Source organism: Nocardioides bruguierae, from assembly GCF_023656415.1.
Classification (GTDB): Bacteria; Actinomycetota; Actinomycetes; order Propionibacteriales; family Nocardioidaceae; genus Nocardioides; species Nocardioides bruguierae.
In genome coordinates this window covers 91,140-116,471 of the sequence record NZ_JAMOIL010000013.1, presented here as the reverse complement: position 1 = coordinate 116,471, position 25,332 = coordinate 91,140, and the positions used below count along the sequence as shown (strand labels likewise).

Sequence of the window (25,332 nt, the reverse complement as noted above, 5' to 3'; positions counted from 1 at the left end):
TGTGACCGACCAGTCGCCGCCACGTGCCGCCGTCGCAGCCCCACGCGCGGGAGGATCAGCACCGTGCACGCCCTGGCCTCCGAACTGAACCCGCTCCTCCCGCACGGCGTGGAGGTGGCACTCCTCGTCGTCGTGGCGGTGCTGGTGATCCTCCCCCTCGCACTGTGGGTGCTCTCGCTCGTCGACGCCGCCGGCCGCCCGTCCGCACTCTGGGCGGCGACCGGCCAGGCCAAGGGCATGTCGATCGCGCTCATGCTGGTCCTGGGCCTGATCGGCGTCGCGTTCTACTGGTTCGTCACGCGCCCACGCCTCGTGCTCGCGGCCCGCGGCCGGTAGCCCTCAGGCGTCGTAGACCCCCGCGGCGACGTCCTCGAGCAGCGTCGGACCGGTCGGCTCCCAGCCCAGCTGCGCGCGGGTGCGCTCGGCCGTGGTGCCGTGGTCGACCAGCTGGAGCCTCCCGAAGAAGCCCAGCGGCTCGGGTCCGACCGAGACGGCCTCCAGCCCCAGCCGGGAACCCAGCGCCTCGGCGAGCACCTTGACCGGCACCCCGGTCTCGCCGACCGCGTGCAGGACGGACGCCGGGGGCACCGACCCCGCCGCGAGGCCCTCGACCGCGGCCACGAACACCCGGCCGGCGTCCTCGACGTGCACCGCGCACCAGCGGTTGCTGCCCTCGCCGACGTACATCGCGCGGCCCGCCTCGCGGAAGATGCCGACCAGCGCCGGCACGAACCCGTGCCGGTCACCGTCGCCGTGCACCGAGCGGGGCAGCCGGACGACGGCGGGCCGCACGCCCCGCTGCGCGGTGGCGAAGAGGCTGACCTCGTTGCGCCCGCGGGCCCCGGTCGGGCCCTCGGTCGGCAGGGCGTCCTCCTCGGTGGTGTCGCGGCCGGTGCCGAAGGGCGTGCCGGACGCGGCGACCACCGGCGTCCCGCTCCCCTCGAGCGCGGCCGTGAGGGCGGCCATCGCGACAGCCTCCCGCTCGGCGGCGCCGTTGATGTCGTTCATGTCGGAGTGGTCGAAGGCGAGGTGGACGACGGCGTCGTGCTCGGCCGCGGCGCGAGCCAGCAGAGCGTGATCGGCGAGGTCGCCGCGCAGGGCGGTGCCTCCCCGCTTCTCCACGACCGCGGCGGAGGCCTCGGAGCGAGCGAGGCCGGTGACCTCGTGCCCGCGGGCCACGAGCTGGGGGACGACGGCGGAGGCGATCCAGCCGGAGGCCCCGGTGACGAAGACGCGCATGATGAGTTCCTCTCGGTGATGTCATGGTCTGACATCACCGACCATAGCGCGCCATGTCAGAAACTGACATCACCACCCCCCGCGCCTAGGATGAGTGCATGGGTCGCTGGGAGCCGGGAGCGCGCGGACGCCTCGAGCGCGCCGCCCTGACCCTGAGCGCCGAGCAGGGGTACGAAGCCACGACGGTCGCCCAGATCGCGGCCGCCGCCGGCGTCACCGAGCGGACCTTCTACCGGCACTTCCCCGACAAGGTCGACGCGTTCTTCCCCGACAACACCGACCTGCTCGCCACGCTGGCCACCACGGCCCGTGAGGCCCAGGACGACGGCTCCCCACCGCGCGACGCTGCCATGACCGCGCTGCGCCTGTTCGCCGGCTACGTCGCCGAGGAGCCCGAGCGGCCGCTGCTCAGCGCCCGCGTCATCCCGGCCGTGCCCGCCCTGGCCGGTCGCGACCTGCTGCGTCAGCAGCAGATGGTCGGCGCGATGGCCGAGGGACTGGTCGCGGGCGGCGCCGACGCGGTGGCCGCCCGGCTCGCTGGCGAGGCCGCGCTCAGTGCCTGGCGCACCGCGCTGACGATCTGGCGGGCCGACCCCGACCGCGTCCTCACCGACGTGGTGGACGAGGTCGCCTCCGCCGCGTCCGCGCTCTGAGGCCTGCACGTCCCGTCGCCGGACCGGAACAACGACCGACGTAGCAGGCGGTCGCCGCTGTCCGTGTAGGTCAGCGCCTCGCGCGTCGGGGAGGCAGCCCGTTGTTCCGGTCCTGCGATGCCGGCCCTGGTTGGATGCGGCCATGAGCACGCAGGAGCCAGCCCCGGAGTCGGGCCCGGAGTCAGCCGAGGCCTACCACGCACGACTGATGGACCAGACGGACGCGGCGGGCCGGCTGCCGTTCACGGTCGACGAGGCGATGGTCGCGTGGGACATCTACCCCTACGAGCTCGACGGGCTGCGGATGAAGCCGCTGGCTCCCCTGGCCGACGCCGAGCCCGACCGCCAGGGTGAGGACCCGGCCACCTGCCGCTGCCGCGGCGAGGGCTTCGCCGAGGGCCCGCTGGCCTGGAGCAACGAGCGGTGGCTGCTGAAGGTGCTGGCCGGCGGGCTGCCGTCCGAGCTGATGCTCCAGCCCCGCGCCCACCACGACCTGGCCGACCTCCCGGCCGACCTGGCCGCGGAGATGGGCGTCCTGATCGCGGCCGTCACGGCGGCGGCCGAGTCGCTGCCCTCGGTGCACCGCTGCCACCTGGCCCGGTACGGGGACGGTGGGGCGCACCTGCACCTGTTCTTCTGGGCCCGGCCTGCCCGGGTGCTCCAGCTGCGCGGGTCGACACTGGTCGACTGGGCCGACCAGCTGCCCCCGCTGCCCGACGAGGTCCGCCGCGCCAACGCCGAGCACGTCGGCGCGCACCTGGTGGCCGCCGTCGGCGGGCAGGGTCCCAGCGGCCTCTGAGCCGCATGCTCCTGCACCGAGCGGGCCACCCACTGGCACGTGCCACCCGGCGGCTACGGTGACGCCGCACAGCCCGGACGAGCAGGAGACGACATGACCGACACCGTGCACCTCGGCCACCTCGCGCTGACCTGGGACCAGGCGTTCCTCGCGTACCCGAGCACCCCGGGCTGGGCCCACCACGACGTCGCCGAGCTGCCCGACGGCCGCCTGGTCGCCGGCCACCCCGACGGCCGCTCGCTGCGCGTGCACCGGCCCGACGGCTCCCTGCTGCACGAGGTGGACCTCGGCGCGGTCGAGACCCACGGCCTCACCGTCGACCCCGCCACCGCGCAGGTGTGGGTCGCCGACAACGGCCACAAGTACACCCCCGACCAGCCCGACTACGACGAGATCCGCATCCCCGGCCGCCTGCTCAAGGTCACCGCGGACGGCGAGCGGGTCGGCGAGCTCGTCCAGCCCGACACCGCTGCCTACGAGCGCGCCACCTGGGCGCCCACCGCGATGCTGGCGCTGGACGACGGCGGCCTCTGGGTCTCCGAGGGCTACGGCCTCTCGCTGCTGCACCGCTACGACGCCGACGGCACCTACCGGGAGACCGTCGACGGGTCCGACTCCGGCACCCCGTTCGACACCCCGCACGCGATCGTCACCCGCACCGTCGCCCAGGGGGCGCTGGCCGGCACCGAGATGCTGGTCGCCGACCGGGCGAACCACCGCATCGTCGTGCTCGACACCGCCGGTCGCACGCTGCGCACCTTCGGCGCGGAGCACCTCACCTCGCCCTCGGGCATCGCGGTGCTGCCCGACGGGACGCTCCTGGTCACCGACCTCTTCGGCGCACTGGTGGCGCTGACGTCGGAGGGCGACCTCGTCGGACGCCTCGGCGTGCCGACCCCGGAGGCCGAGCAGCGCGACGCCTGGCCGAACGAGCGCCGCGACGGCCTCACCGTCCGCCCGCCGCTGGAGCCCATGCGGCTCAACAGCCCGCACGGCATCCACGTCACGAGCACCGGCGGCGTGCTCGTGACCGAGTGGGTGATCGGCGGTCGGGTCGTGCGGCTCACGCCGGCCTGACCCGACCGCCTCACCGGTTCACGCAGAGATCAGCACGGAGGCTTCAGCACGGAGAGGTCAGCCCTCGCACACCGTGCACTCGTCGCCGTTCTCGATCGCGCACACCTGCGCGGGGGTCCAGTCGTCCCAGGTGTCGCCGTCGAACATCGTGTCCAGGGTCATCGTCGTGTCGTCCATGGGGGTTTCCTCTCGGGTGGGGGCGGGTGGTGCGGGGAAGAGCGGGGTCAGGCCTGCGCGGTGCGCTTGCTCGCCTGCACACCGGCGCGGGAGCGCAGGTAGTACAGGCTCTTGATCCGCGGGTCGAGCAGCGCGATCTTGTGGATGCGGCTGATCTCGGCGGGCGTCGCGTCGGCGTCGAAGAAGAGGTTCAGCGACTGCGACTGGTCGATGAACTGCTGCCGCTCGGCCGCGCGCTCGAGCAGCACCTCCTGGTCGATCTCGTAGCCGGTGCGGAAGACGGCCTTCTCGTGGTCGTCGAGCCAGTCCACGTGGGCCACCGACCCGCCGTGGTCGACGATGTCGTCGATGTGGGCGGAGTCGTAGACGCCCCGCTCCTTCATCAGGGTCACGAGGTTGCCGTTCGCGCGCGGCATCTCGCCGGCGGCGGTGGTCTGGTTCCACACGTTGGCCACGTACGGCTCGATGCCCTGGCTGGTGCCACCGACGATGACGGCGGTGCTCATCGTCGGGGCGATCGCCATGACGTGGGAGTTGCGGCGGCCCACGCACCACTCCGGTACCCCGGCCACGGAGCCCATCCAGCGTGAGGCCGCGTCCGAGCGGTCGGAGAGGAACGCGAAGATCTCCAGGTTGAGCTTGGCCGCCTCGTCCGACTCGAACGGCACCCGCTGCTGCTGGAGGTAGTCGTGGTAGCCCATGACGCCGAGGCCCAGGCTGCGTGCCTTCTCGGTGTAGCGCACCGCGCGCTCGAGGCCGCGGATCGAGCGGGCCCGCCGCAGGAACGCCTCGGCGACGGCGTCGAGGAAGACGGTGGCGGTGAAGGGGACGTCGGTCTCCTTCCACTCGTCGTAGGCGGCGAGGTTCAGCGAGGAGAGCACGCAGGTGTAGGAGTGCTCCTCGTCGGAGTAGAGGGTGATCTCCGAGCAGAGGTTGGAGGCCTTGTTCTCCAGGCCGTGGACCTTGTACGACTCGGTCTGGGCCGCGTTGACCGTGTCGACCTTCCACAGGTAGCCCTTGCCGAGCACGACGCGGATCTTGAGCACCCGTTGGTAGCGCTCGAGCGCGTCCTTGTCGCCGGCGAGCATCCGGTCGATGAAGTCCTGGGTCACGATCCAGCCGACGTTCTTGTTGGCGGGCTCGCGGAAGATCAGGTCGGCCAGCTCGAAGAAGTCCGGGTGGTCGACCGGCAGGTAGCCGGCCCACGAGCCGCGGCGGGTGGCGCCCTGGCTGATCTGGTTCGTCATCTCGACGAAGTTGTTGAACACCGGCACCACGCCGTTGGCGTGCCCGTTGTCGGAGAAGCGCGCGCCGCGTGGCCGCACGTCGCCCAGGTAGGCGGAGGTGCCGAACCCGTGCTGGGAGAGGATCGCCGCCTCCTTGAGGGTGTCGTAGAACCCCCACACGGAGTCCTCGACGTAGGAGCCCTCGCACGAGACGGGCAGGCCGCGGTCGGTGCCGAGGTTGGCGAGCACGGGGGTGGAGGGCGAGAGCCAGCCGTTCCAGATGGCCTCGAGGAACGGCTCGGCCCAGGGGCGCCCGTCCTCGCGCGGGTACATCTCGTCGGCGAGGACGCCGGCGGTGTCGGCGATCGCCTCGTACCGCTCGCGCACGCTCTGCCCGGCGTGGGTGTACTTGGACCGGAACATCGCGTAGCCGGCCGTGGTCATGAACGCGGGCACGGTGCCCTCGGCCTGGAGCGCCTTGCGCTCGGCCGACAGGGTCTCCCAGGAGGTGGTCGCCATCAGAACACGAACTCCGTCTCGCCGATCGTGCGGTTGTACTCGTTGCCGGTGACCTGGAAGAAGTCGTGGAACTGGGTGCCGTTGATGCCGGGATAGAACCACTCGGCCACGGGGTTGTCGTCGACGACGAACAGCGGCTCCATCCGCATGTTCTCCAGCGTGAGGTTCACCCGGGAGCGGACGAAGACCTCCAGGTCGGCCTGGTCGATGCCGTCGATCGGACCGTGGGCGAAGAGCATCTCCACGATCCGCGCCTCGTGGGCGTAGACGTACTCCGCCACGCCCCGCACCCGGGCGAACAGGGCGTCGCGCTCGCGCTCGTACTCGGCCGCGGGCACCGTGTCGGCCCACTCGTCGAGCGTGGTGTTGAACAGCCAGGCACCGCCGGTGGCGTGCAGGTTCTCGTCACGCGCGGAGAAGTTGATGCCGCTGATGACGTTCTGCAGCAGGTTCTTGCCGCCGGACTGGAAGTGCTTGAGGAACGCGAAGCTGGAGTAGAGGACGCAGTTCTCCATCAGCGTGAAGACGCTGAGCGCGAAGAGGAGGTCCTCGTCGGCGATGGCCTCCCAGACGAACTCGATCCGCTCGGCGAGCACCGGGTCGTTCTTGTAGGAGTCGTAGAACTCCTCGGTGTCGATCATGAGCGTCTTGTTGAGCTTGGCGTAGAAGGGCGCGTGCATGTTGAGCTCGGCGAAGGAGAACGCGTTCGTCATCATCTGCACCTCGGGCCGCGGGAACGCGTGGAAGAGGCGGTCGCCCCACACCTCGCCGCCGAGGATCAGCTCGTAGATGGTGAACAGCTTCAGCGTCGTCCGCACCGCCGCCTGCTCGGCCGGGGTCATGGTGACGAGGAAGTCCTGCTTGTCGTTCTCGACCGGGATCTCCTCCGCGGTCCAGAAGATGCTGCGCTGCTTCTTCGCCAGCTCCTCGGCCATCGGGTAGTCGAAGACGTAGGCGGACTTCTCGGTCCGGATGCGCAGACCCGTGGTGTCGATCATGGGCGGTGCCCTCCTCCACCGGCCCCCTCGGCCGGCGCTGGATGTCGGATGTGTTCCGGTGCATCCGCTGCGGAGGAGGCGGTGAGGACGTCGGCAGCGCCGGCGGGTGGCGAAGAGCTGCCGAGCCGCGCAGTGCTGGTTCGATCCCCTGACCCTCCCTCGAGGTCGCGGACCCCACCTGGTGGTGGGCACTGGCAGGTCTTCGGACTCGTGGGCGCAGGAGCTCGCGCTCCTCCCTACTGTCCGTCGCTTCCCAGGACCGTGATCGGTGGTCCCAGTGCTTCCTGTCGTTCCAGGAGACGGAGGTCGTTCCCACTCACCGCTGCGGGGCAGTCCCGGAGTCGAACCGGGTTCCCTCTTGCGACGACGCCCCTGGGTTGAGGCGTCGAACCAGCTGCAAGCACCACCATATACGCGAATCACAGCGATGTAACCATCTACATCTTGTGTCGCGTCACATCAGGCGGAGCAAGCCTCAGGCCTCACCCGGGCGGGGGACGTAGCGCCCGGACGCGGCGTCGCGGACCCACTCCCCGCCCAGCGGCCCGTCGCGCAGCACCGCGGCCAGGGCCGGCCACCGGCGGGCCACCTCGGCCAGCGGGAGCACCGCGATCGCGAACGGGTCGTCGAGCTCGGCCGGCGTCTCGTCGCCCACGAGGAGCTGCCAGCCGGAGTCGTGGGGACCGAGCGGCTCGTCGCGCACCACGTAGCCCGGCCGCTCGCCCTCGTGCACCCGCCGGCTCACCGAGACGCCGAGCCCAGCGCCGGTGCGGGGGTCGGTGCGGGGGTCGGTCTCGGCGCCGTGCTCCTCGTCCACGCCCCCGATGCTGCCACCGGCCGGGGCGCCGGGCCACGGCCGGCGGGCAGGGGGAGAAATGACAGCAGGCCCCGGTCTGATCGACCGAGGCCTGCTGCTCACGGTGCGCGAGGGGGGAGTTGAACCCCCACGTCCTTTCGGACACACGGACCTGAACCGTGCGCGTCTGCCTATTCCGCCACTCGCGCGTGAACCGAGATGAACCATACGGCAGCCCTGCTCAGGCACCCAAACCGGCGCGACCCCGCCGTCCGACCGCCGTCCGTCGAGCGGCGCCGAGCAGCAGGCTCGGCCCGACCGGGGCCCGGAACCGACGGGGTGAGGGCAGCCTCGCGCGCACGAGGAATGGTCACCGCCGACGCGGCGAGGCTGCTGCACTCAGGCCGCTTCGTTACGATCGCCACGATCCGGGGACCGCCCCGACTGCCAGCCTGCCCACGTGCAGGCGGGGCCGAGCGCCCCGCGGCAGCGAGCACCAGCAGGCAGCACCAGCAGCCGACACGAGCAGCCCACGAGCAGCCAGGACGAGAACGGAGGAGACGCGTGAGCGGACTACAGCGCTTCGAGCGTCGACTCGAGGAGGTCATCTCCGGCGCCTTCGCCCGCGCGTTCCGCTCGGCGGTGCAGCCCGTCGAGATCGCGGCCGCCCTCCAGCGCGAGTGCGACAACAACGCCCAGATCCTCTCCCGCCAGCGCCGCCTGGTGCCGAACAGCTTCGTCGTGGAGCTGGCCGCCAGCGACCTCGAGCGCCTGGCCCCCTACGACTCCGCGATGGCCGAGGACCTCACGCAGCAGGTCACCGAGCACGCGGAGCTGAACTCCTACTCCTTCCCCGGCCCGGTCACGATCGACTTCGAGCTCGCCGAGGACCTGACCACCGGTCGCTTCCGGGTGCGCTCGCGCGCCGAGGCGAAGGTGACCAGCCAGGCGACCCCGACGATGGTCGGACGCGCCCGCGCGCTGCTCGAGGTCAACGGCACCCAGCACCCGCTGACGACGCCCGGCCTGGTCGTCGGGCGCGGCAACGAGGCCGACGTCCGCATCAACGACCCGGGCGTCTCGCGCCGGCACGTGGAGTTCCGCGTCGAGCAGGGCCGTGCCGGCCTGCACATCGACGTGATCGACCTGGGCTCGACCAACGGCATGACCGTCAACGGCCAGAAGATGGGCCGCGCGGTGGCCGACGACGGCACCGAGGTGCGCGTCGGCAGCACCACCCTGCGCGTGCGCGTGGTCCACGAGGAGGACGCCGGTGTCTGAGCTGACCCTGCTGCTGATCCGCATCGGCTACCTGGCCGTGCTGTGGATCTTCGTGCTCTCCGCCATCTCGGTGGTGCGCTCCGACATGTTCGGCGCGCGCGTGCCCGAGCCCGACAAGGCCGGGGCCAAGGGCCGTGAGCGCAAGAAGAAGGCGAAGCCGCCGACGCAGCGCCGCGGCTCCCCGACCCACCTGATCGTGACCGCCGGCAGCAACGTCGGCGAGCGCGCCGAGCTGGCCGACGCCCCGCTGCTCATCGGCCGCGGCACGGACGCCGCCATCCGCCTGGACGACGACTACGTCTCCACCCGGCACGCCCGCGTGGCGGCCTCGGAGGACCAGTGGTTCGTCGAGGACCTCGGCTCCACCAACGGCACCTACATCGGCACCGTGCGGATCACCCAGCCCACCACCATCACGCTCGGGACGCAGGTCAGGATCGGCAAGACCATCCTGGAGCTGCGCAAGTGAGCGACGCGCCCACCGGCTCCGACGCGCACACCCCCGGCGACGCCGGCGGGCGCACCGACCTGCGCCTGCACTGGTCGGCGATCTCGGACGTGGGGCGGGTCCGCAAGGACAACCAGGACTCCGGCTACGCCGGCCCGCACCTGCTCACCGTGTGCGACGGCGTCGGCGGCGCGGCGCGCGGTGACATCGCCTCGTCCACGGCCGTCAGCCAGCTGCGGCGCCTGGACTCCGACACCCCGCCCGACGTGGGCGGTCAGCAGCTGCTCACGCGCACGGCGGCGGGCATCCAGCAGGCCGCGGCCCGTATCGGCCGCGCCGTCGACGACGACCCGGAGATCTCCGGCACCTCGACGACGGCCACCGTCCTGCACGTCTCCGGCAACCTCGCCGCGGTCGGGCACGTGGGCGACAGCCGCGCCTACCTGCTGCGCGAGGGCCGGCTCTCCCAGATCACCCAGGACCACACCTTCGTCCAGACCCTCATCGACGAGGGCCGCATCACCGAGGACGAGGCGCGCGTGCACCCGCACCGCAACGTGATCCTGCGCGCCCTCGACGGCGTGCACGAGGCCGAGCCCGACCTGTTCCTCGTCGAGCTGGAGCCGGGCGACCGGCTGCTGGTCTGCTCCGACGGCGCCAGCGGCTACCTCGAGGACAGCCGGCTGGCCGACATCCTGCGCACCGGCACGCCGGACTTCGCGGCCGTCGAGCTGGTCCGCGCCAGCCTCGAGGCCGGCAGCAGCGACAACGTCACCTGCGTGGTGGCCGACGTCCTGACCCCCGAGCAGGCCGCCGAGCGCCCGGAGCTGGACGACCTCATGCCGATGCTGGTGGGCGCGGCCAGCGAGCTGCGCCGCCGCTCCACGCGCGGCGGCCTGGCCGGCGGCCTCGGCACGGGCCTCTTCCGCGGGCACCGCTCCGGCGACACCGGCGAGATCGAGCCGATCGACGCCCCGCTGCCCGACCTGCCCGCCGACGTCCACGCCTACCGCACCGACCCGCTCGACGCCGAGGCCGCGCGCTACGCCCCGCGTCCGCCACGCCGCCTGGGCTGGCTGCGCCGCATCCTGGCCGCCCTCGTCCTCGTGGGGGTCGTGTGGGTCGGGGTGGCCGCGCTCTACTCGTGGAGCCAGGAGCAGTACTACGTGGGCCAGGACGACGGGGTGGTGGTCATCTACCAGGGCATCAACGCCTCGCTGCCCGGCATCGCCCTCTCCCAGCCCTACGAGGAGACCAACGTGGAGGTCGACCGGCTCTCGGACTTCAACGCCGAGCGGGTCCGGGGCGGCCTGTCGGCCGACGACCTGACCGACGCGCGCACCATCGTGGAGAACCTGGCCGAGACCATGGGTCCGGGCGCGCCCGCCGAGGACGCCTCGTGAGCGCCACCACCAACGACCGCAGCGGCAGCGCGGCGGCCTTCGGCTTCGTGCACCGGCAGCGCCGGGGCGCGGAGCTGTTCCTGCTGCTCCTCGCGCTGGCCGTCGGCCTCGGCGCCTACGCCGCCGTCGGCATCGGCATGCAGGGCGAGATCCCCGCGGACATGCTGGGCTACGGCGGCTGGCTGGTCGCCCTGGTGCTCGGCTCGCACGTCGTCGTCCGCCTCGTGGCGCCCTACGCCGACCCGGTGCTGCTGCCGCTGGTGGCCGCGCTCAACGGCCTCGGCCTGGCGGTCATCCACCGGCTCGACCTCTCCTACGAGGCCGCCGACCGCACCGCCGGGTTCGCGGCCAAGCAGCTGACCTGGATGACCCTGGGCGTGGTGCTGTTCTGCCTCACGCTGGTGCTGCTGCGTGACCACCGCATCCTCGCCCGGTTCACCTACACCAGCGCCCTCGCCGCCGTCGTCCTGCTCCTGCTGCCGATGCTGCCCGTGCTCGGGCGCGAGGTGAACGGTGCCCGCATCTGGATCGCGGTCGGGCCGTTCAGCTTCCAGCCCGGCGAGGTGGCCAAGGTGCTGCTCGTCATCGCGTTCGCGGGCTACCTGGTGCTGCACAAGGACGCGCTGGCCCTGGCCGGGCGCCGGGTGCTCTTCCTGGACCTCCCCCGCGGCCGCGACTTCGGCCCCATCCTGGTGATGTGGGGGATCAGCATGATGATCCTCGTCGGCCAGCGCGACCTGGGCTCCAGCCTGCTGTTCTTCGGCCTGTTCCTGGCGATGCTCTACCTCGCCACCGAGCGCCCCGGCTGGCTCGTGGTGGGCGGCGGCATGTTCCTCACCGGCGCGGTGCTGGCGTTCCTGTTCGTCTCCCACGTCAAGACCCGCGTCGACGTCTGGCTCGACCCGTTCGCCTACTACGGCGAGGGCACCAACGACACCGGCTTCCAGCCGGTCGAGGCGCAGTTCGGCATGGCCTGGGGCGGGCTGATCGGCCGCGGCTTCGGCGAGGGCGACCCGACCCGGGTGCCGTTCGCCTACTCCGACTTCATCATGTCCTCCATCGGCGAGGAGCTCGGCCTGACCGCGATGATCGCGGTGCTGCTGATCTACGGGCTCATCGTGGAGCGGGCGCTGCGGATCGCGCTGATCAGCCGCGACGGCTTCGGCAAGCTGCTGGCCGCCGGCCTCGGCTCCGTCTTCGCGCTCCAGGTCTTCGTGGTCGTCGGCGGCGTGACCGGCCTGATCCCGCTCACCGGCCTCACCACGCCCTTCCTCTCCTACGGCGGCTCCTCGCTCGTGGCCAACTGGGTGATCGTCGCCCTGCTGCTGCGGGTCTCCGACCAGGCCCGCCGTCCCCTGCCCGACCTGTCCGACGACGAGAACGAGGACGACGACGCCACCCAGGTGGTGCGCCTGCGATGAACAAGCCGATCCGCACCATTTCCGTCTTCGCCCTGGTCCTGTTCCTGGCGCTGCTGCTGAACGTGACCTACCTGCAGTACTGGCGCGCCGACAGCCTCGACTCCCGCGCCGACAACCGGCGCGCGGTCGACGCCGAGTTCTCCCAGCCCCGCGGCGCGATCCTCGTCGGCAACGACCCGATCGCCACCTCGGAGCCCTCCGACGACCGCTACGAGTACCAGCGGACCTACTCCGACTCGCCGCTCTACGCCCCGCTGACGGGTTGGTACAACTACTTCAACGCCCAGTCCGGCACCTGCTCCTCCTGCCAGCAGTTCGTCGAGCAGACCCAGGACGACGTCCTCTCCGGCAGCGACGACCGCCTCTTCGTCACCCGCCTGGTCGACCTGCTCTCCAACCAGGAGTCGGTCGGCGGCAACGTGAAGCTCACGATCAACGCCCGCGCTCAGCAGGCCGCCTACGACGGGCTGCTGGACGTCGTCGGGGACGACGGCGAGGGCGCCGTGGTCGCGCTCGAGCCGCGCACCGGCAAGATCCTGGCCATGGTCAGCCTGCCGTCGTTCAACGCGAACGCGCTGGCCGACCACGACCTGACGAAGGTGCAGCGCACGGCCGACCGGCTCCAGCAGGGGGGCGACTCCTCCCCGCTGGTCAACCGCGCGGTGCAGACGACGCTGCCCCCGGGCTCCACGTTCAAGCTGGTCACCGCCGCCGCCGCCATCGAGGACGGCCTCTACACCGAGGACGACGACGTGCCCGGCGGCGCGACCTACCAGCTGCCCCAGACCACCGGCGACACGGGCCTGATCGACAACGAGGGCCGCGACTGCGGCACCGACCTCATCCCGTTCACCCAGGCGCTGGAGAACTCCTGCAACACCACGTTCGCCCGGATGGCCGTGGAGCTGGGCGTCGACAAGCTGTCGGCGCAGGCCGAGGCGTTCGGGTTCAACCAGCAGTACTTCACCGACCTCTCGCCCCAGGCCACCTCCGTCTTCCCCGACGACGCCGACGAGCCGCAGACCGGCCAGAGCGGCATCGGCCAGTTCGAGGTGCGTGCCACGCCGCTGCAGATGGCGATGGTCGCGGCCGGCATCGCCAACGGCGGCGAGGTGATGAAGCCCTACCTGGTGGACGAGGTGCAGTCCCCCGACTTCGAGTCCATCGAGACCACGGACCCCGAGACCCTGTCGCAGGCGGTCAGCTCCGACACCGCTGACCAGCTCACCGACATGATGGTCTCGACCGTCGACAACGGCACCGCCAGCCCCGCCGCCATCACCGGCATCAGCGTGGCCGGCAAGACCGGTACCGCGCAGAGCGGCACCGACTCCTCGCCGTACGCGTGGTTCGTCTCCTTCGCCCCGGCGGAGAACCCGACCGTGGCCGTCGCGGTGATGATCCAGGACGCCCCCGGCCTGTCCCGCGGCGAGATCGCGGGCGGCCTGCTCGGCGGCCCCATCGCGAAGGCCGTCATGGAAGCGGTGATCAAGTGAGCAGCCAGCCCCCCGAGACCCCCGGCACCCCGGAGAACCCCGGGCAGCCCGAGCGCTTCGCCGACGGCGCCGGCCGCTACTCGCTGACCTCCCGGATCGCGACCGGCGGCATGGGCGAGGTCTGGCGCGGCACCGACACCACGCTGGGCCGCCCCGTCGCGGTAAAGCTGCTCAAGACCGAGTACGCCGACGACGCCACCTTCCGCAGCCGCTTCGAGACCGAGGCGCGCAACGCCGCGGTGCTGCACCACCCGGGCATCGCGGGCGTCTACGACTTCGGCGAGGCCCCGGCCACCGACGGCTCCGGCATCCCGCGCCCCTACCTCGTGATGGAGCTGGTCGACGGCCAGCCGCTCTCGGCGCTGCTGCGCTCGGGGGAGCCGATGGAGCCCGAGGTCGTCGCCGACCTCATGGCCCAGACCGCCGAGGCCCTGGCCGCCGCGCACGCGGCCGGCATCGTCCACCGCGACGTGAAGCCCGCCAACCTGCTCATCACCCCCGAGCGCAAGGTCAAGGTCACCGACTTCGGCATCGCCCGCGCCGCGGACGCGGTGGGCATCACCCAGACCGGCCAGGTGCTGGGGACGCCGCAGTACCTCTCGCCCGAGCAGGCCCGCGGGACGACGGCCACGCCGGCGTCCGACGTGTACGCGCTGGGCGTGGTGGCGTTCGAGTGCCTCGCCGGCGAGCGGCCGTTCGACGCCGGCTCCCCCGTGGCCACGGCGCTGGCGCACCTGAACCAGCCGGTGCCCGACCTGCCCGACTCCGTGCCGGCACCGCTGGCCGCCGTCGTCCAGCGGGCCCTGAGCAAGGACCCGGCAGACCGCTACCCCGAGGGCTCGGCCTTCGCCGCCGCCCTGCGCGACCCCCTGAACGACTCCCCGGCCGGCGCAGGCGCGCTCGGCGGTCCGTCCACCGCCGCCACGATGGTGGCCGGCGGGGCGGGCCTCGCCGCGGGCGCGGCGGCCGGTGCGGCGCTCGGGGCGGGCGCGGCAGCGGCCGACGAGCCCGGCACCCAGGTGTTCGGTGCCACCCCCGGCTCGACTCCGGGCGACCCCACCGGCGCCGTCCCCGCCACCGGAGCCACCGACACCGCCGGCTCCCGCAAGGCCGAGCGCAAGCGCCCCTGGGCGCTGATCGCCGTGGCCGCCGTCCTGGCCATCGCCCTCCTGGCGGTGGGCGCGTTCGCGCTGCTCTCCGGCGGCGACGACGAGTCCGACACCGGGGCGAGCGCCGAGTCCACCTCGGCGAGCGCCAGCGCGTCCCGCACCCGCACCCGCAGCGCGAGCCCGTCCGAGGAGACCTCGGCCGCCGCCACGGTCAGCATCGACGCCGACGACTACGTGGGCCGCGACGTCCAGGCCGTGCAGTCCGAGCTGGAGGACCTGGGCCTGCTGGTCCAGCTCGACCAGGTCGACAACGACGGCTCCGGCACCGAGGACCAGGTGACCTCCGTCGACCCGACCGGCACCCTGGAGGAGGGCGACAGCGTCACCGTGCAGTTCTACGGCCCGGCCCCGACGACGCAGGCGCCCACCGAGACCGAGACGGTGACCGAGACCCCCAGCGAGTCGGCGACGCCGACCGAGACCACCTCGAGCGCCCCGGCCAGCAGCCAGGCCGCGACGGACAGCACCTCGGGCGCGGCCGCCTCCACGTCGGCCTCGACCCAGACCAGCACGTCCGGCGCCACGGTCGGCGCCCAGGACGGAGGTTCGTGATGAACGACCAGCCCACGAGCAGGCCCCACATGGTCGGCGGTCGCTACGAGCTGAGCGAGCTGCTCGGCCGCGGCGGCATGGCCGAGGTGCGCAAGGGGATGGACACCCGGCTGGGTCGCGTCGTCGCCGTCAAGCGCCTGCGCACCGACCTCGCCTCGGACGCCACGTTCCAGGCGCGCTTCCGCCGCGAGGCGCAGTCCGCGGCGTCCCTGAACCACCCCACCATCGTCGCCGTCTACGACACCGGCGAGGAGATGGCCGCGGACGGCAGCGGCGTCTCCCAGCCCTACATCGTGATGGAGTACGTGGCCGGCCGGACGCTGCGCGACGTGCTGCGCGAGGGCCGCAAGATCCTGCCCGAGCGCGCCCTGGAGATCACCAGCGGCGTGCTGTCGGCGCTCGACTACAGCCACCGCGCGGGGATCATCCACCGCGACATCAAGCCCGGCAACGTCATGCTGACCCCGTCGGGCGACGTGAAGGTGATGGACTTCGGCATCGCCCGCGCCATCTCCGACGCCTCCTCGACGATGACCCAGACCGCGGCCGTCGTCGGCACCGCGCAGTACCTCTCCCCCGAGCAGGCGCGCGGCGAGAACGTCGACTCCCGCTCGGACGTCTACTCCGCCGGCTGCCTCCTCTACGAGCTCCTCACCGGCCGTCCGCCGTTCGTCGGCGACTCCCCGGTGGCCGTGGCCTACCAGCACGTGCGCGAGCAGGCCCAGCCCCCCTCGGACCACGACACCGACCTGCCGCCCGAGCTGGACGCGATCGTCATGCGCGCCCTGGCCAAGCGCGTGGAGGACCGCTACCAGTCCGCCGCCGCCATGCGCACCGACATCGAGCGCTACCTCGACGGCCGCCCCGTCACCACCACTGTCCCCGTGCCGCCCGTGCCGCCGACCGGCGGTGCCCACGCGGCGCCGCGCCCCGTCCCCGAGCCCGCCCCCACCCCGTCCCCCGAGGACGAGGAGGAGCGCCGCGGCCCGGTCGGCCTGCTGATCACCATCGCGCTGCTGCTGGTGGCCCTCGTGGTCGCGGGCGTGGTGCTGTGGCCGCGCCTGTTCCCCGCCGCGGACCCCGGCGTCGCCGTGCCCGACGTGGTGGGCCAGAGCCAGGACGCCGCCACCGTGGCCCTCGTGGACGAGGGCCTCACCGTCGGCGACCCGGTCTACGAGAACAGCAACCGCGCCGAGGGCCGGGTCATCTCCCAGGACCCCGAGCCGGACACCTTCGTCTCCGAGGGCACCGTCGTGGTGCTGACCATCTCCATCGGCAAGGCCGAGGTGGCCGTCCCCGACGTCACCAACTACACCCGCAGCCAGGCGGAGGCGACCCTCGACACCGCCGGGCTCGAGGCGACGATCCGTCGGCAGGACTCCGACCAGCCCGTCGGCACCGTGATCGAGCAGCAGCCCGCGGCCGGCACCGAGGTGGAGGACGGCTCGTCCGTCACCCTCTACGTCTCCCGCGGCCCCAAGGCGGTGCCGGAGGTGACCGGCGACCAGCGGGACGTGGCACGGCAGAAGATCCAGCAGCGCGGGTTCAACCCCGTGGTGCGCGAGGACCCGACCTCCACCGAGCCCGCCGGCACGGTCGTCGACCAGTTCCCCGCGGCCGGCACCAAGCTGGACCAGGACTCCGACGTCCTCATCGTCGTCTCGACCTACACCGAGCCGACCGAGTCGCCCACCGAGAGCCCCACCGAGACCCCGTCGGAGTCGGGCACCCCGGCGCCCTCGGACTCGGCGACCGAGAGCCCCTCGGCGCTGCTGTCGCGGGCGGCCGGCCGGGGCTGAGGCCGCGGCTGAGGACAGGGCTGAGGACAGGGCTGAGGGCGGGCCCGCCCGGCCGGCTCGGTCGACCCGGTCAGCCGATGACCTGCGCGTAGGAGAGGTCGAGCAGGCCGTCGTAGGCCGGCGCGGTGACGTCGTCCTCGACCGACATCTCCCACCCGACCTGGATGTCCTCCTGGGCCGACTGGGCGCGGTACAGGGCCAGGTAGGAGTCGCCGTCCACCGACGCCTGGAGCTGCACCGGGTCGCCGACGGCCTCGATCACGTAGGGCTGGGGGTAGGGCACCCCGTGCAGGGTGACGGAGTTGCCCTCGCACTTGATGCCGGTGGTGGAGATGATCCGCTGCCCCTGCACCGTCACGGCCTCCGCGCCACCGCGCCACATCGCGTTCACGACCGTCTGGATGTCCTGCTGGTGGACGATCAGGTAGTTGAGGGGCTCCTCGGTGTCGTCCGCGGTGAGCGGGGAGTCCGAGAGCACCACCCGCAGCCCGCTGCCCTCGTGGGCGACCAGGCCCGCGGGGTCCTCCAGCCGGCTCGCCTGCCGCTGCGCCCGCTTGACCGCGGAGTCGTCCACGGCGTCGGTGAGCGTGGAGACCTGGGCGTCGAGGTCGGCGGCGCGCGAGCGCAGCTCCTCGTAGGAGTCGGCCTCGGCCTGCACCAGCGAGGCCAGGTCGGTGTAGCGGCCGGCCCGCAGGTCCGTGCCGTCGCTGTTGACGGCGCTGACGGCGAACAGGCCGCCGCACAGCAGCACCATGACGGGGGTGCCCACGCGCCACCAGCGGCTGTGCCGGGGCCTCACATGGGATCTGGGACTCACGGCGACTAAGGTAACGCGCGTCCGGGCGCGCGCCCGGTGAGACGTCCCCACGGTCGCAGCCGCGACCCCGCACCGAGGAGCACCCCCGTGAAGCTGAAGTCCCGCGACGGCCTGGAGCAGTCCGGCGGCCGCCTGCTGAGCGTCCGCTTCCTGGTCGCGATCGCCCTCGTCCTCGCCGGCATCGCCTGGATCGTCGCCTACTACTGGCGCGTGCGGCCCGACGGCAGCCCGGCGATCGTCGGCGACCTGGACCGCTGGAACTACGTCATCGGCTTCGGCCTGTTCTTCCTCGGCCTCGTGGTCTCGGCCCACCCCAGCACCCCGCTCGGCCGCGGCCGCGGCGTCGTGGTCGGGATGCTCTTCTGCTTCGTGGCCGGCCTGCTGTGGATCTGCGCGTTCTACGTGCTCGCCGCCGACCACCTGGGCTCCGTGCCGGTGATGAACGACCTGGCGCAGTCGAACCTGGCCGTCGGCATCGCGTTCATGGGCGTCGGCTTCGCCTTCGCCACGCGCTGGGAGTGAGCCTCCCCCACCTGGCCTGACCTGCTGACCACTGACGCCCGTCACCGCACCGCGGTGGCGGGCGTCGGTGCATGTCACGGGCTGTCCGGGTGCCGCTCATCCACAGGCGCGGGGGCGGATCCGGGGAGAGGTCGTCCACATCTGTGCACAACGGTGTGGAGAACTACAGCGGTGTAGTTCTCCACATGTTCTTTCACAGCTGTGGAGAACCGCGTGTCCTCTCCCCTGCTCACTACCCCTGGTCGGCCCGGTCCACGCAGGCCTGAGGGTCTCCGGACGCCGCAGGGCCCCGCCGACGTGCGGCGGGGCCCTCGTGGAGGCCGGTGTGCGACCGATCGACGGGCGGGGGCGGCTCAGGCGGCCAGGGCCCCCACGCCGGCGGCAGCCAGGGCCACGACGCCGATGAGGACGAGGCCCGCCCACTGGAGCGCGGGACGCCGCGGCCCGCGCGGGGTGAAGACGAGGACGGCGGCGCAGGCGAGGCCGCCGACGAAGCCGCCGAGGTGCCCCTGCCAGGAGATGTTGCCGCTGCCCACGAACGTGATGACGAAGTTCAGCCCGATCCAGATGAGGATCTGCTGGTAGGCCAGCCCCTGCTTCCAGGCCACGAGCAGCAGCGCGCCCATGAGGCCGAAGATCGCGCCGGAGGCGCCGAGGGTGGTCTGGTACGGGTTCGACAGCCACACCACGAGCGCGGAGCCGGCCAGGGCCGAGACCAGGTACAGCGCGAGGAACCGGGCGCTGCCCAGCATCCGCTCGAGCTGGGGCCCCAGGATGTAGAGGGCGAACATGTTGAAGCCGATGTGCAGCAGCTGCACGTGCAGGAACGCCGAGGTGATCAGCTGCCACCAGGCGCCGTCGGCGAAGCCGGGGAGCCAGGTGCCGCCGGCGCGGTCGCAGACGCCCTGGGCGATGTCGTAGCCGGCCTGACCGGCCTGGCACAGCCCCTGGGGCCGCAGGCCCAGCAGGTCGACCAGCCAGAACGAGCCGGAGCCGGTGGCCAGGACCAGCGCCCAGACGGCCACGTTGATCGCCAGCAGGACGAAGGAGACGCGGCCGGCCTTCGTCGGCACGAGCCCGCCGTAGGTGGAGCGGGCCTGGCGCTGCGTCCGCCGCCCCTCGAGCACGCACTCGGGGCACTGGAAGCCCACGGAGGCGGGACTCATGCAGTCGGGGCAGATCGGCCGCTCGCAGCGCTGGCAGCGGATGTGCGACTCCCGGTCGGGGTGCCGGTAGCAGACCGGCACCCCGCCGGTGGAGCCGTCACGGGGGTCGTGCGGGGGTGCACCCTCGGGCGGGGTGGTGCTCATGCGTGCCTCGTCCGGGGTGCGCCGGGCGCGATCAGGCGCCGAGGATCTCGACGGACTCGATGACGAGCGGCTCGACCGGACGGTCGCCCGGGCCGGTCTTCGTGGTGCCGATGGCGTCCACGACGTCGCGGGAGGCCTGGTCGGCGACCTCGCCGAAGATGGTGTGCTTGCCGGTCAGCCACGTGGTGGGGGCGACCGTGATGAAGAACTGCGAGCCGTTGGTGCCGGGGCCGGCGTTCGCCATCGCGAGCAGGTAGGGCTTGGTGAAGGCGAGCTCGGGGTGGATCTCGTCCTTGAACTGGAAGCCGGGGCCACCGGTGCCGGTGCCGAGCGGGCAGCCGCCCTGGATCATGAAGCCGGAGATGACCCGGTGGAAGCCGAGGCCGTCGTAGAACGGGCCGGTGCGGCCGTTGGGGGTCGAGTACTCCTTGGTGCCGGTCGCCAGACCGGTGAAGTTCTCGACCGTCGCCGGGGCGTGGTTCGGGAACAGGGTGATGGTGATGTCGCCCTTGTTGGTCTTGAGGACGGCCTGGAGGTCAGCCATGAGGCGCCTTTCGCGGAACGGGACACTTCGGGGTGTACGACGGGGCGCCCCGTCGCGCTTCGATCTTTCCATGCGCCGCAACCTCTGCCGAGGTCGAGGGGCCCGCGGAGCCCCGCGGCACCCCTACGTCCGGGCAGAGCACGTCCAGGGGGGCGAGGTTCGAGACGAACCGTCGCGGGCATGGTTCGATGGACGAGAACCTGTGGAGAGGAAGTGACGCGGATGCGTCTGCGGAAGAAGAAGACCCTCGTGGAGCAGGCCGGCGACTACGTCAGCCAGGTCGTGGAGGAGGTGCGTCCGCAGGTCGAGGCCGCGATGGCCACCGCGCGCGACGAGGCCCGCTCCCTGTACGCCGAGGCCAACAAGCTGGCCGCGCCGTACCTGAGCGACGCCAAGGACAAGGCCACCCCGTACCTGACCGAGGCGCGGGACAAGGCCACGCCCTACCTGACCGAGGCGCGCACCAAGGCCGGCCCGTACCTGCACGACGCCAAGGACAAGGCCACGCCGTACCTGGTCGAGGCCCGGGAGAAGGCCACGCCCTACCTGCTCGACGCCAAGGACCGCGCCGTGGTGCTCGGGCACGAGTACTACGACAAGGCCTCCGAGGCCGCGGCGCCCTACCTGGCCGACGCCAAGGCGAAGGCGGTCGCCTACGGCGCCACCGCGGCCGAGGCCGCGCAGGCCAAGGCCGTGGAGCTGGGCGACCTCGCCAACACCAAGGTCGCCGAGCTCAAGGGCGAGCAGCCGAAGAAGCGGCGCGGCAAGAAGGTCGTCGTTGCCCTGCTGCTCGCGGGTGCCGCCGGCGGTGCTGCGCTGGCCTGGAAGAAGCTGAACGGCTCGGACCAGGACGCCGGCTGGCAGTCGAGCCCGGCTCCGGTGCCCACCCCGGCGCCGGCCGCGCCGATGGCCCCCGCCGCCCCGGTGGCCGAGGAGTCCCCGGCCGAGGAGCCGGTGGAGGACCCGGCCGGTGCCTCGCCCGACGAGGCCGCCGCCGACGCCGCCGACACCCCGGTCGAGGCCACGACGCCGGACGAGCCCGCCGAGGTCGTCGAGATCACCGAGGGCGACGAGCAGAAGTGACCCCGGCCCGGTCGCACCGGGTCGCACGGGTCACCCAGCACGGCCGGCCCGCCCCGCTCACGCGGTGGCGGGCCGGCCGTTCGTGCGTGGTGGGGCTGCGACTCAGGCGGGGGCGGTCTCGCGGGTCACCCGCGTGGCGCGGTGCTCGGCCCAGAAGGACAGCAGCGGCACCGTGCCGCACAGCAGCGTGACGATGGTGAACCCACCGCTCCAGCGGGCCTTGCGGGAGAGCCAGAAGGCGCACGCCAGGAAGATCATGTAGAGCCAGCCGTGCGCGACGCCCAGGTAGCGCGAGATGTCGGAGCCGAGCCGCCACCCGGCGCCGCCGGACCCGTCGACCCCGTCCAGACCCTTGGCCAGCCACGGCGCGTCGGAGACCAGGTAGCCGTAGTGCAGCGGCAGCCCCACGAGCACCAGGACGACGAGGAGCACCCCGACGATCCAGGCCATGGTGCGGTAGGCCGTGAGGGGGGTGCGCAGGTCGTCGTTCACGGCCCCGACGGTACCGGGGTGACCCCCGGACGGCCCTCCCGGGGAGCCTCGGGCCCGCCGTCGTCCTGGCCGTCGTCCGGCCTGTCGTCCGGGCTGTCGTCGTCCTCGTCCCGGCCCCGCCGCTCGGCGGCGAGCATGTCCCGGGCCAGCCGGACCCAGACGATGATCGCGAACACCCCGAACGCGGGCCACTGGACGGCGTAGAGCAGGTTGCGCAGGCCGATGTCGCCGGAGACGTCGGGCAGCTGCGTGAGGTCGGCGGCGGCCAGGTCGGTGGTGCCGTCGTTCTCGGTGCCGGTCGCGTCGAGGTCGGCGACGACGTAGCCGGAGTAGAGGTCCTGGTCGACGTGCTGGATGAGGTCGGCGATGCGGACCTGGGGGACCACGTCGTCGGTGCGGTCCGGGTCGGTCGCGCCGGTGCCGTCGGTGGGCTGGAGCCAGCCGACCACGGTCGCGGTGCCCTCGGGGGCGGCCGGCGCCCCCTCCACCGTCGGGCTCCACCCGCGCACGACCTCCATCGCGGGCGCGTCGGCGTCGCCGTCGTCCGAGACCGCGAGGGGGGTGACGACCCAGTAGCCCTGCTCACCGTCGTGCTCGCGGCCCTCCACGTAGACGGTGCCCTCGGGCACCCAGGTGCCGGTGAGGGTGACGGGGCGGCCCACGTCGGGGGCGGGGAAGGCGTCGTCGGGGCCCATCACGTCGTCCAGGGGCACCACGGGTGCCTGGGTGAGGTCGCGGGCCGCGACGGTGCGCTCGTTCTGGAAGGCGCCCCACTGCCACCACGACAGCGCGAGCGTGGCCAGGACGACCACGGTGCCCAGCGCGTGCAGGCCCCAGAAGCGGGGAGCGAGCGCCGGTGCCACGCCCACCAGGGTACGGAGCGCGCCCAGGGGCGGCGAAAACCGATCAGGTGCCCGCCGCCACGGCCGATGCGTCAGGGGCCCTTGTCAGAGCTCACGGCCCGTTCGTGCCAACCCCAGGACGCACACGTTTGCGGGACCAAGGGCCCCAGTTGCCAGCGCTCACCTCGCGGCTTCACGTTTTCCTCACCCCGGGCCGCCGAGGCCCGAAGGAGCATGCATGACCACCGCCACCCTGCTGTCCGGTCGCGAGGCGCGCCTCGGCACCGAGGAGCTCATCGTCTCCAAGACCGACCGTCAGGGTCGGCTCACCTACGTCAACGACACCTTCCTCAAGGTCAGCGGCTACACCGAGAAGTCGCTCATCGGCGAGCCCCACAACGTCGTCCGCCACCCCGCGATGCCGCGGGCCGTCTTCCGTCTCCTGTGGGACCGCCTGGAGGCGGGCCGCGAGGTCTTCGCCTACGTGGTGAACAAGACCGCGGACGGCGGCTACTACTGGGTCTTCGCGCACGTCACGCCCAGCTTCGGGCCGGGCGGCGTGATCGTCGGCTTCCACTCCAGCCGGCGTGCGCCCAGCCAGGCCGCGCTCGGCCGCGTCCGCCCCCTGTACGACCGGCTGCTGGCCGCCGAGGCCGGCGCCGGCGGCGCCCGCGCGCAGGCCGAGGCGGGCTACTCCGCCCTCCAGGCGGAGCTCGAGGCCCAGGGCCTGAGCTACGACGAGCTGATCTGGCACATCACCGACCCCACCCTGACCGGAGCCTGACATGACCGCGATCGACCTGGTGCTGCGCCGTGAGCGCTCCGCCCCGTCCACCCCCGGACGCAACAGTGACTCCTGCCGGGCGGCGATGACGTTCGTCGCCGAGATCGACGAGGTCTGCCGCCGCGTCGGCGAGGGCGACCTCGAGGCCCGCGTGACCGGGCGCGGGTGCCAGGAGCCCGAGATGCAGGAGGCCCGCTGGGCCGTCAACCGCGTGCTGGACCTGTTCGACGCGTTCGTCCGCGAGGCCGGCGCCTCGCTGCTCGCCGCCACGGACCCCGGCAACCCCCGCCGGTTCCTGGAGCAGGGCATGCCCGGCTCGCTGCGCGAGGGCGCCCGCCAGATCAACGAGGGCGGCGACCTGATCCGCTCCACGGCCCAGGTCGTGGCCGCCGCCACCGCCGAGCGGATGGCGTTGGCGGACGGCTTCGAGCAGGCCGTCGTCGGCGTGACCAGCCGGGTGGCCGACGCGGCCTCCGGCCTCTCCGACGCGACCCGGCAGCTCACCGGCAACGCCCAGGGCGTGGCCGACCAGACCGAGGTGGCCCGCGAGACCATCGACTCCCTCAACCGTGCCGTGCAGGAGATCGAGTCCGTCGCCAAGCTGATCGACACGATCGCCAGCCAGACGCGCCTGCTCGCCCTCAACGCCACCATCGAGGCGGCCCGGGTCGGTGAGGCCGGCAAGGGCTTCGCCGTGGTCGCGGCCGAGGTCAAGGAGCTGGCCACGGAGACCTCGAAGGCGACCCAGCAGGTCACCGAGCAGGTCACCGAGATCCAGGGCCGCACCGCGCACGCCGTGGAGGTGATCGGCACCGTGATCGCGACCGTCTCCGACATGACCGGGATGGTCGACTCGATGTCGGGCGTGGTCGACGGCCACGACGGCATGACCAACAGCGCCCACGGCCTCCAGGGCGAGGTGCTCACGTTCCTCGAGCGCATCCGCAGCCAGGACTGAGCGCTCCCCGCACCGCCGTCCTGCGTGCCACCACGACACGGCGGTGGCCGACGACCGTCCCTGCTCCTCGTCCTCACCCGGCCCGCGCCGTGCGCCGGGGACGGGCGGACGAGGCGGGCACACCGCGTCCGGACGTGGAAACGGCCACGGACGGCCCTTCCCCAGGCCGGCCGCAGCCGTTGCAAGAACGCTAGACCAGCGGCGCCCCAGCGCCACCACGACACGCCGCGACACGCCGGGGCGTGTCGGTAAAGTTCTCGTGAGGGACGTCAACGCTTGCGCGGCGGTGCCGATCTCCCGGGCATGACCATCCTCGCGACCGCGGCGGCACCGCTGTGCTGACACTGCTCGGCGCGCTGGGCTTCGGTGCCCTCTCGGCGTTCGTGCCCGTCGCGAACGCCGAGCTGTTCGCGGTCGCCGCCGGTCGGCACGGCGCGTCGGTGACCACCGGGCTGGTGCTGGCGCTCGCCGTGGGGCAGACCCTGGCCAAGGTCGGGCTCTTCGAGGCGACCCGGCGCGGCTCGGCGATCCTGGCCCGGCACCGCCGGCGACCGTCCTCGCGGTGGGCCACCCACGTGGCGGCCCGCCTCGGACACCGCGCCACCCGGGCGCCGCTGGTGCTGACCGCGGCCACGGTCGGCCTGCCACCCCTCATGGTGGTCAGCGTCGCGGCCGGTGCCACGGCGCAGCCGCGCTGGGAGTTCGGAGCCCTCGTGCTCGTCGGGCGGATCGCCCGGTTCTCGGCGCTCGCCGCGCCGGTGGCGCTGGCGCTCGGTTGATCAGCCCTGCCGGCCGATCGGTGAGGGAGCTGGTGGAGCCTAGGGGACTCGAACCCCTAACCCCCTGCTTGCAAAGCAGGTGCGCTACCAATTGCGCCAAGGCCCCGTGCGGCCGGGGCCGCGGTGGGAAAGTGCTGGACTGACCGCG

25 protein-coding genes, 2 tRNA genes and 1 riboswitch are annotated in these 25,332 nt (G+C 72.7%); of the genes, 16 read left to right on the top strand and 11 right to left on the bottom strand.

From position 1 onward, the window contains the following. The first annotated feature begins 63 nt into the window (after positions 1-63). Positions 64-336, top strand: a complete 273-nt coding sequence (locus tag M8330_RS12030) for a hypothetical protein (RefSeq protein WP_250827513.1) — start codon at positions 64-66, stop codon at positions 334-336. Between the two features lie 3 nt (positions 337-339). Here the strand turns inward: M8330_RS12030 and M8330_RS12025 are convergent, their stop codons facing one another. Continuing rightward, complete coding sequence (locus M8330_RS12025) at positions 340-1,239, bottom strand: NAD-dependent epimerase/dehydratase family protein (protein WP_250827512.1); 900 nt, start codon at positions 1,237-1,239, stop codon at positions 340-342. Positions 1,240-1,337: 98 nt separating this feature from the next. Here M8330_RS12025 and M8330_RS12020 point away from each other — a divergent pair, with 98 nt between their 5' ends. The 3 genes from M8330_RS12020 to M8330_RS12010 all read left to right on the top strand — a co-directional run bounded on the left by M8330_RS12020 (position 1,338) and on the right by M8330_RS12010 (position 3,768). Then, a complete protein-coding gene (locus M8330_RS12020; protein WP_250827511.1) occupies positions 1,338-1,892 on the top strand; it encodes a TetR/AcrR family transcriptional regulator in 555 nt (184 codons plus the stop codon). A 142-nt stretch (positions 1,893-2,034) separates the two neighbouring features. Then, the gene (locus M8330_RS12015; RefSeq protein ID WP_250827510.1) at positions 2,035-2,691 is read left to right on the top strand and encodes a hypothetical protein; all 657 of its coding nucleotides are present in this window, start codon (positions 2,035-2,037) and stop codon (positions 2,689-2,691) included. Between the two features lie 93 nt (positions 2,692-2,784). Further along, on the top strand, positions 2,785-3,768 hold the full coding sequence (locus M8330_RS12010) for an NHL repeat-containing protein (protein WP_250827509.1): 984 nt from the start codon (positions 2,785-2,787) through the stop codon (positions 3,766-3,768). Between the two features lie 224 nt (positions 3,769-3,992). On the opposite strand, the gene M8330_RS12005 is transcribed toward M8330_RS12010, so the two are convergent. The 4 genes from M8330_RS12005 to M8330_RS11990 all read right to left on the bottom strand — a co-directional run bounded on the left by M8330_RS12005 (position 3,993) and on the right by M8330_RS11990 (position 7,693). Continuing rightward, on the bottom strand, positions 3,993-5,690 hold the full coding sequence (locus M8330_RS12005; protein WP_250827508.1) for a ribonucleotide reductase barrel domain-containing protein: 1,698 nt from the start codon (positions 5,688-5,690) through the stop codon (positions 3,993-3,995). Further along, positions 5,690-6,688 carry a ribonucleotide-diphosphate reductase subunit beta gene (locus M8330_RS12000; RefSeq protein WP_250055925.1) on the bottom strand — a complete coding sequence of 333 codons (999 nt, stop codon included), beginning with the start codon at positions 6,686-6,688 and terminating at the stop codon, positions 5,690-5,692. Before M8330_RS12000 ends, M8330_RS12005 begins: the two co-directional genes overlap by 1 nt. Before the next feature lie 176 nt (positions 6,689-6,864). Further along, positions 6,865-7,099: riboswitch (cobalamin riboswitch) on the bottom strand. Between the two features lie 64 nt (positions 7,100-7,163). Continuing rightward, the gene (locus M8330_RS11995) at positions 7,164-7,505 is read right to left on the bottom strand and encodes an immunity protein Imm33 domain-containing protein (protein ID WP_250827507.1); all 342 of its coding nucleotides are present in this window, start codon (positions 7,503-7,505) and stop codon (positions 7,164-7,166) included. Positions 7,506-7,609: 104 nt separating this feature from the next. Next, positions 7,610-7,693: transfer RNA gene (locus tag M8330_RS11990), tRNA-Leu, on the bottom strand. A 355-nt stretch (positions 7,694-8,048) separates the two neighbouring features. On the opposite strand from M8330_RS11990, the gene M8330_RS11985 reads away from it, so the two are divergent. The 7 genes from M8330_RS11985 to pknB are packed head-to-tail and all read left to right on the top strand — an operon-like array spanning position 8,049 to position 17,053. Beyond that, the gene (locus M8330_RS11985; protein ID WP_250055923.1) at positions 8,049-8,765 is read left to right on the top strand and encodes an FHA domain-containing protein; all 717 of its coding nucleotides are present in this window, start codon (positions 8,049-8,051) and stop codon (positions 8,763-8,765) included. Next, complete coding sequence (locus M8330_RS11980) at positions 8,758-9,234, top strand: FHA domain-containing protein FhaB/FipA (RefSeq protein WP_250827506.1); 477 nt, start codon at positions 8,758-8,760, stop codon at positions 9,232-9,234. Before M8330_RS11985 ends, M8330_RS11980 begins: the two co-directional genes overlap by 8 nt. Further along, complete coding sequence (locus M8330_RS11975) at positions 9,231-10,616, top strand: PP2C family protein-serine/threonine phosphatase (protein ID WP_250055921.1); 1,386 nt, start codon at positions 9,231-9,233, stop codon at positions 10,614-10,616. The genes M8330_RS11980 and M8330_RS11975 overlap by 4 nt, the downstream gene beginning before the upstream one ends. Beyond that, positions 10,613-12,037, top strand: coding sequence for an FtsW/RodA/SpoVE family cell cycle protein (locus tag M8330_RS11970; protein ID WP_250827505.1), 1,425 nt, complete (start codon positions 10,613-10,615; stop codon positions 12,035-12,037). Before M8330_RS11975 ends, M8330_RS11970 begins: the two co-directional genes overlap by 4 nt. Next, positions 12,034-13,533 carry a peptidoglycan D,D-transpeptidase FtsI family protein gene (locus tag M8330_RS11965; protein ID WP_250827504.1) on the top strand — a complete coding sequence of 500 codons (1,500 nt, stop codon included), beginning with the start codon at positions 12,034-12,036 and terminating at the stop codon, positions 13,531-13,533. The genes M8330_RS11970 and M8330_RS11965 overlap by 4 nt, the downstream gene beginning before the upstream one ends. Continuing rightward, on the top strand, positions 13,530-15,254 hold the full coding sequence (locus M8330_RS11960) for a serine/threonine protein kinase (protein ID WP_250827503.1): 1,725 nt from the start codon (positions 13,530-13,532) through the stop codon (positions 15,252-15,254). The genes M8330_RS11965 and M8330_RS11960 overlap by 4 nt, the downstream gene beginning before the upstream one ends. Beyond that, positions 15,254-17,053, top strand: a complete 1,800-nt coding sequence (gene pknB / locus M8330_RS11955; protein WP_250827502.1) for a Stk1 family PASTA domain-containing Ser/Thr kinase — start codon at positions 15,254-15,256, stop codon at positions 17,051-17,053. Before M8330_RS11960 ends, pknB begins: the two co-directional genes overlap by 1 nt. 70 nt (positions 17,054-17,123) lie before the next feature. Here the strand turns inward: pknB and M8330_RS11950 are convergent, their stop codons facing one another. Next, positions 17,124-17,822, bottom strand: coding sequence for a DUF881 domain-containing protein (locus M8330_RS11950; protein ID WP_250055916.1), 699 nt, complete (start codon positions 17,820-17,822; stop codon positions 17,124-17,126). 135 nt (positions 17,823-17,957) lie between these two features. On the opposite strand from M8330_RS11950, the gene M8330_RS11945 reads away from it, so the two are divergent. Further along, positions 17,958-18,392, top strand: a complete 435-nt coding sequence (locus M8330_RS11945) for a cell division protein CrgA (protein ID WP_250827501.1) — start codon at positions 17,958-17,960, stop codon at positions 18,390-18,392. 353 nt (positions 18,393-18,745) lie between these two features. Here M8330_RS11945 and M8330_RS11940 read toward each other — a convergent pair whose 3' ends face one another. After that, positions 18,746-19,702, bottom strand: a complete 957-nt coding sequence (locus M8330_RS11940; protein WP_250827500.1) for a rhomboid family intramembrane serine protease — start codon at positions 19,700-19,702, stop codon at positions 18,746-18,748. Between the two features lie 31 nt (positions 19,703-19,733). Continuing rightward, positions 19,734-20,246 carry a peptidylprolyl isomerase gene (locus M8330_RS11935; protein ID WP_250827499.1) on the bottom strand — a complete coding sequence of 171 codons (513 nt, stop codon included), beginning with the start codon at positions 20,244-20,246 and terminating at the stop codon, positions 19,734-19,736. 222 nt (positions 20,247-20,468) lie between these two features. Between M8330_RS11935 and M8330_RS11930 the strand changes: the two genes are divergently transcribed. Next, the gene (locus M8330_RS11930) at positions 20,469-21,329 is read left to right on the top strand and encodes a DUF5324 family protein (protein ID WP_250827498.1); all 861 of its coding nucleotides are present in this window, start codon (positions 20,469-20,471) and stop codon (positions 21,327-21,329) included. Between the two features lie 102 nt (positions 21,330-21,431). On the opposite strand, the gene M8330_RS11925 is transcribed toward M8330_RS11930, so the two are convergent. Both M8330_RS11925 and M8330_RS11920 read right to left on the bottom strand, forming a co-directional pair. Further along, on the bottom strand, positions 21,432-21,821 hold the full coding sequence (locus M8330_RS11925) for a DUF3817 domain-containing protein (protein WP_250827497.1): 390 nt from the start codon (positions 21,819-21,821) through the stop codon (positions 21,432-21,434). Beyond that, entirely contained in the window at positions 21,818-22,684 is an 867-nt protein-coding gene (locus M8330_RS11920; RefSeq protein WP_250827496.1) for an SURF1 family protein, read from the bottom strand. The genes M8330_RS11925 and M8330_RS11920 overlap by 4 nt, the downstream gene beginning before the upstream one ends. 217 nt (positions 22,685-22,901) lie before the next feature. Between M8330_RS11920 and M8330_RS11915 the strand changes: the two genes are divergently transcribed. The 3 genes from M8330_RS11915 to M8330_RS11905 all read left to right on the top strand — a co-directional run bounded on the left by M8330_RS11915 (position 22,902) and on the right by M8330_RS11905 (position 25,184). Next, entirely contained in the window at positions 22,902-23,447 is a 546-nt protein-coding gene (locus M8330_RS11915) for a PAS domain-containing protein (RefSeq protein ID WP_250055908.1), read from the top strand. A gap of 1 nt (position 23,448) precedes the next feature. Then, positions 23,449-24,405, top strand: coding sequence for a methyl-accepting chemotaxis protein (locus tag M8330_RS11910; RefSeq protein ID WP_250055907.1), 957 nt, complete (start codon positions 23,449-23,451; stop codon positions 24,403-24,405). Between the two features lie 335 nt (positions 24,406-24,740). Further along, positions 24,741-25,184 carry a hypothetical protein gene (locus M8330_RS11905; RefSeq protein ID WP_250827495.1) on the top strand — a complete coding sequence of 148 codons (444 nt, stop codon included), beginning with the start codon at positions 24,741-24,743 and terminating at the stop codon, positions 25,182-25,184. A gap of 30 nt (positions 25,185-25,214) precedes the next feature. Here M8330_RS11905 and M8330_RS11900 read toward each other — a convergent pair. Beyond that, positions 25,215-25,290 (bottom strand) — tRNA-Ala (locus M8330_RS11900). Positions 25,291-25,332: the final 42 nt, after the last annotated feature.

Bases quoted from the DNA above. Each gene is read 5' to 3' on its own strand.
- M8330_RS11930 (WP_250827498.1), top strand. From the start codon at position 20,469: ATGCGTCTGCGGAAGAAGAAGACCCTCGTGGAGCAGGCCGGCGACTAC.
- M8330_RS11935 (WP_250827499.1), bottom strand. From the start codon at position 20,246: ATGGCTGACCTCCAGGCCGTCCTCAAGACCAACAAGGGCGACATCACC.
- M8330_RS11910 (WP_250055907.1), top strand. From the start codon at position 23,449: ATGACCGCGATCGACCTGGTGCTGCGCCGTGAGCGCTCCGCCCCGTCC.
- M8330_RS12000 (WP_250055925.1), bottom strand. From the start codon at position 6,688: ATGATCGACACCACGGGTCTGCGCATCCGGACCGAGAAGTCCGCCTAC.
- pknB (WP_250827502.1), top strand. From the start codon at position 15,254: ATGAACGACCAGCCCACGAGCAGGCCCCACATGGTCGGCGGTCGCTAC.
- M8330_RS12005 (WP_250827508.1), bottom strand. From the start codon at position 5,690: ATGGCGACCACCTCCTGGGAGACCCTGTCGGCCGAGCGCAAGGCGCTC.
- M8330_RS12025 (WP_250827512.1), bottom strand. From the start codon at position 1,239: ATGCGCGTCTTCGTCACCGGGGCCTCCGGCTGGATCGCCTCCGCCGTC.
- M8330_RS12020 (WP_250827511.1), top strand. From the start codon at position 1,338: ATGGGTCGCTGGGAGCCGGGAGCGCGCGGACGCCTCGAGCGCGCCGCC.
- M8330_RS12010 (WP_250827509.1), top strand. From the start codon at position 2,785: ATGACCGACACCGTGCACCTCGGCCACCTCGCGCTGACCTGGGACCAG.
- M8330_RS11940 (WP_250827500.1), bottom strand. From the start codon at position 19,702: ATGAGCACCACCCCGCCCGAGGGTGCACCCCCGCACGACCCCCGTGAC.
- M8330_RS12015 (WP_250827510.1), top strand. From the start codon at position 2,035: ATGAGCACGCAGGAGCCAGCCCCGGAGTCGGGCCCGGAGTCAGCCGAG.
- M8330_RS11965 (WP_250827504.1), top strand. From the start codon at position 12,034: ATGAACAAGCCGATCCGCACCATTTCCGTCTTCGCCCTGGTCCTGTTC.
- M8330_RS11915 (WP_250055908.1), top strand. From the start codon at position 22,902: ATGACCACCGCCACCCTGCTGTCCGGTCGCGAGGCGCGCCTCGGCACC.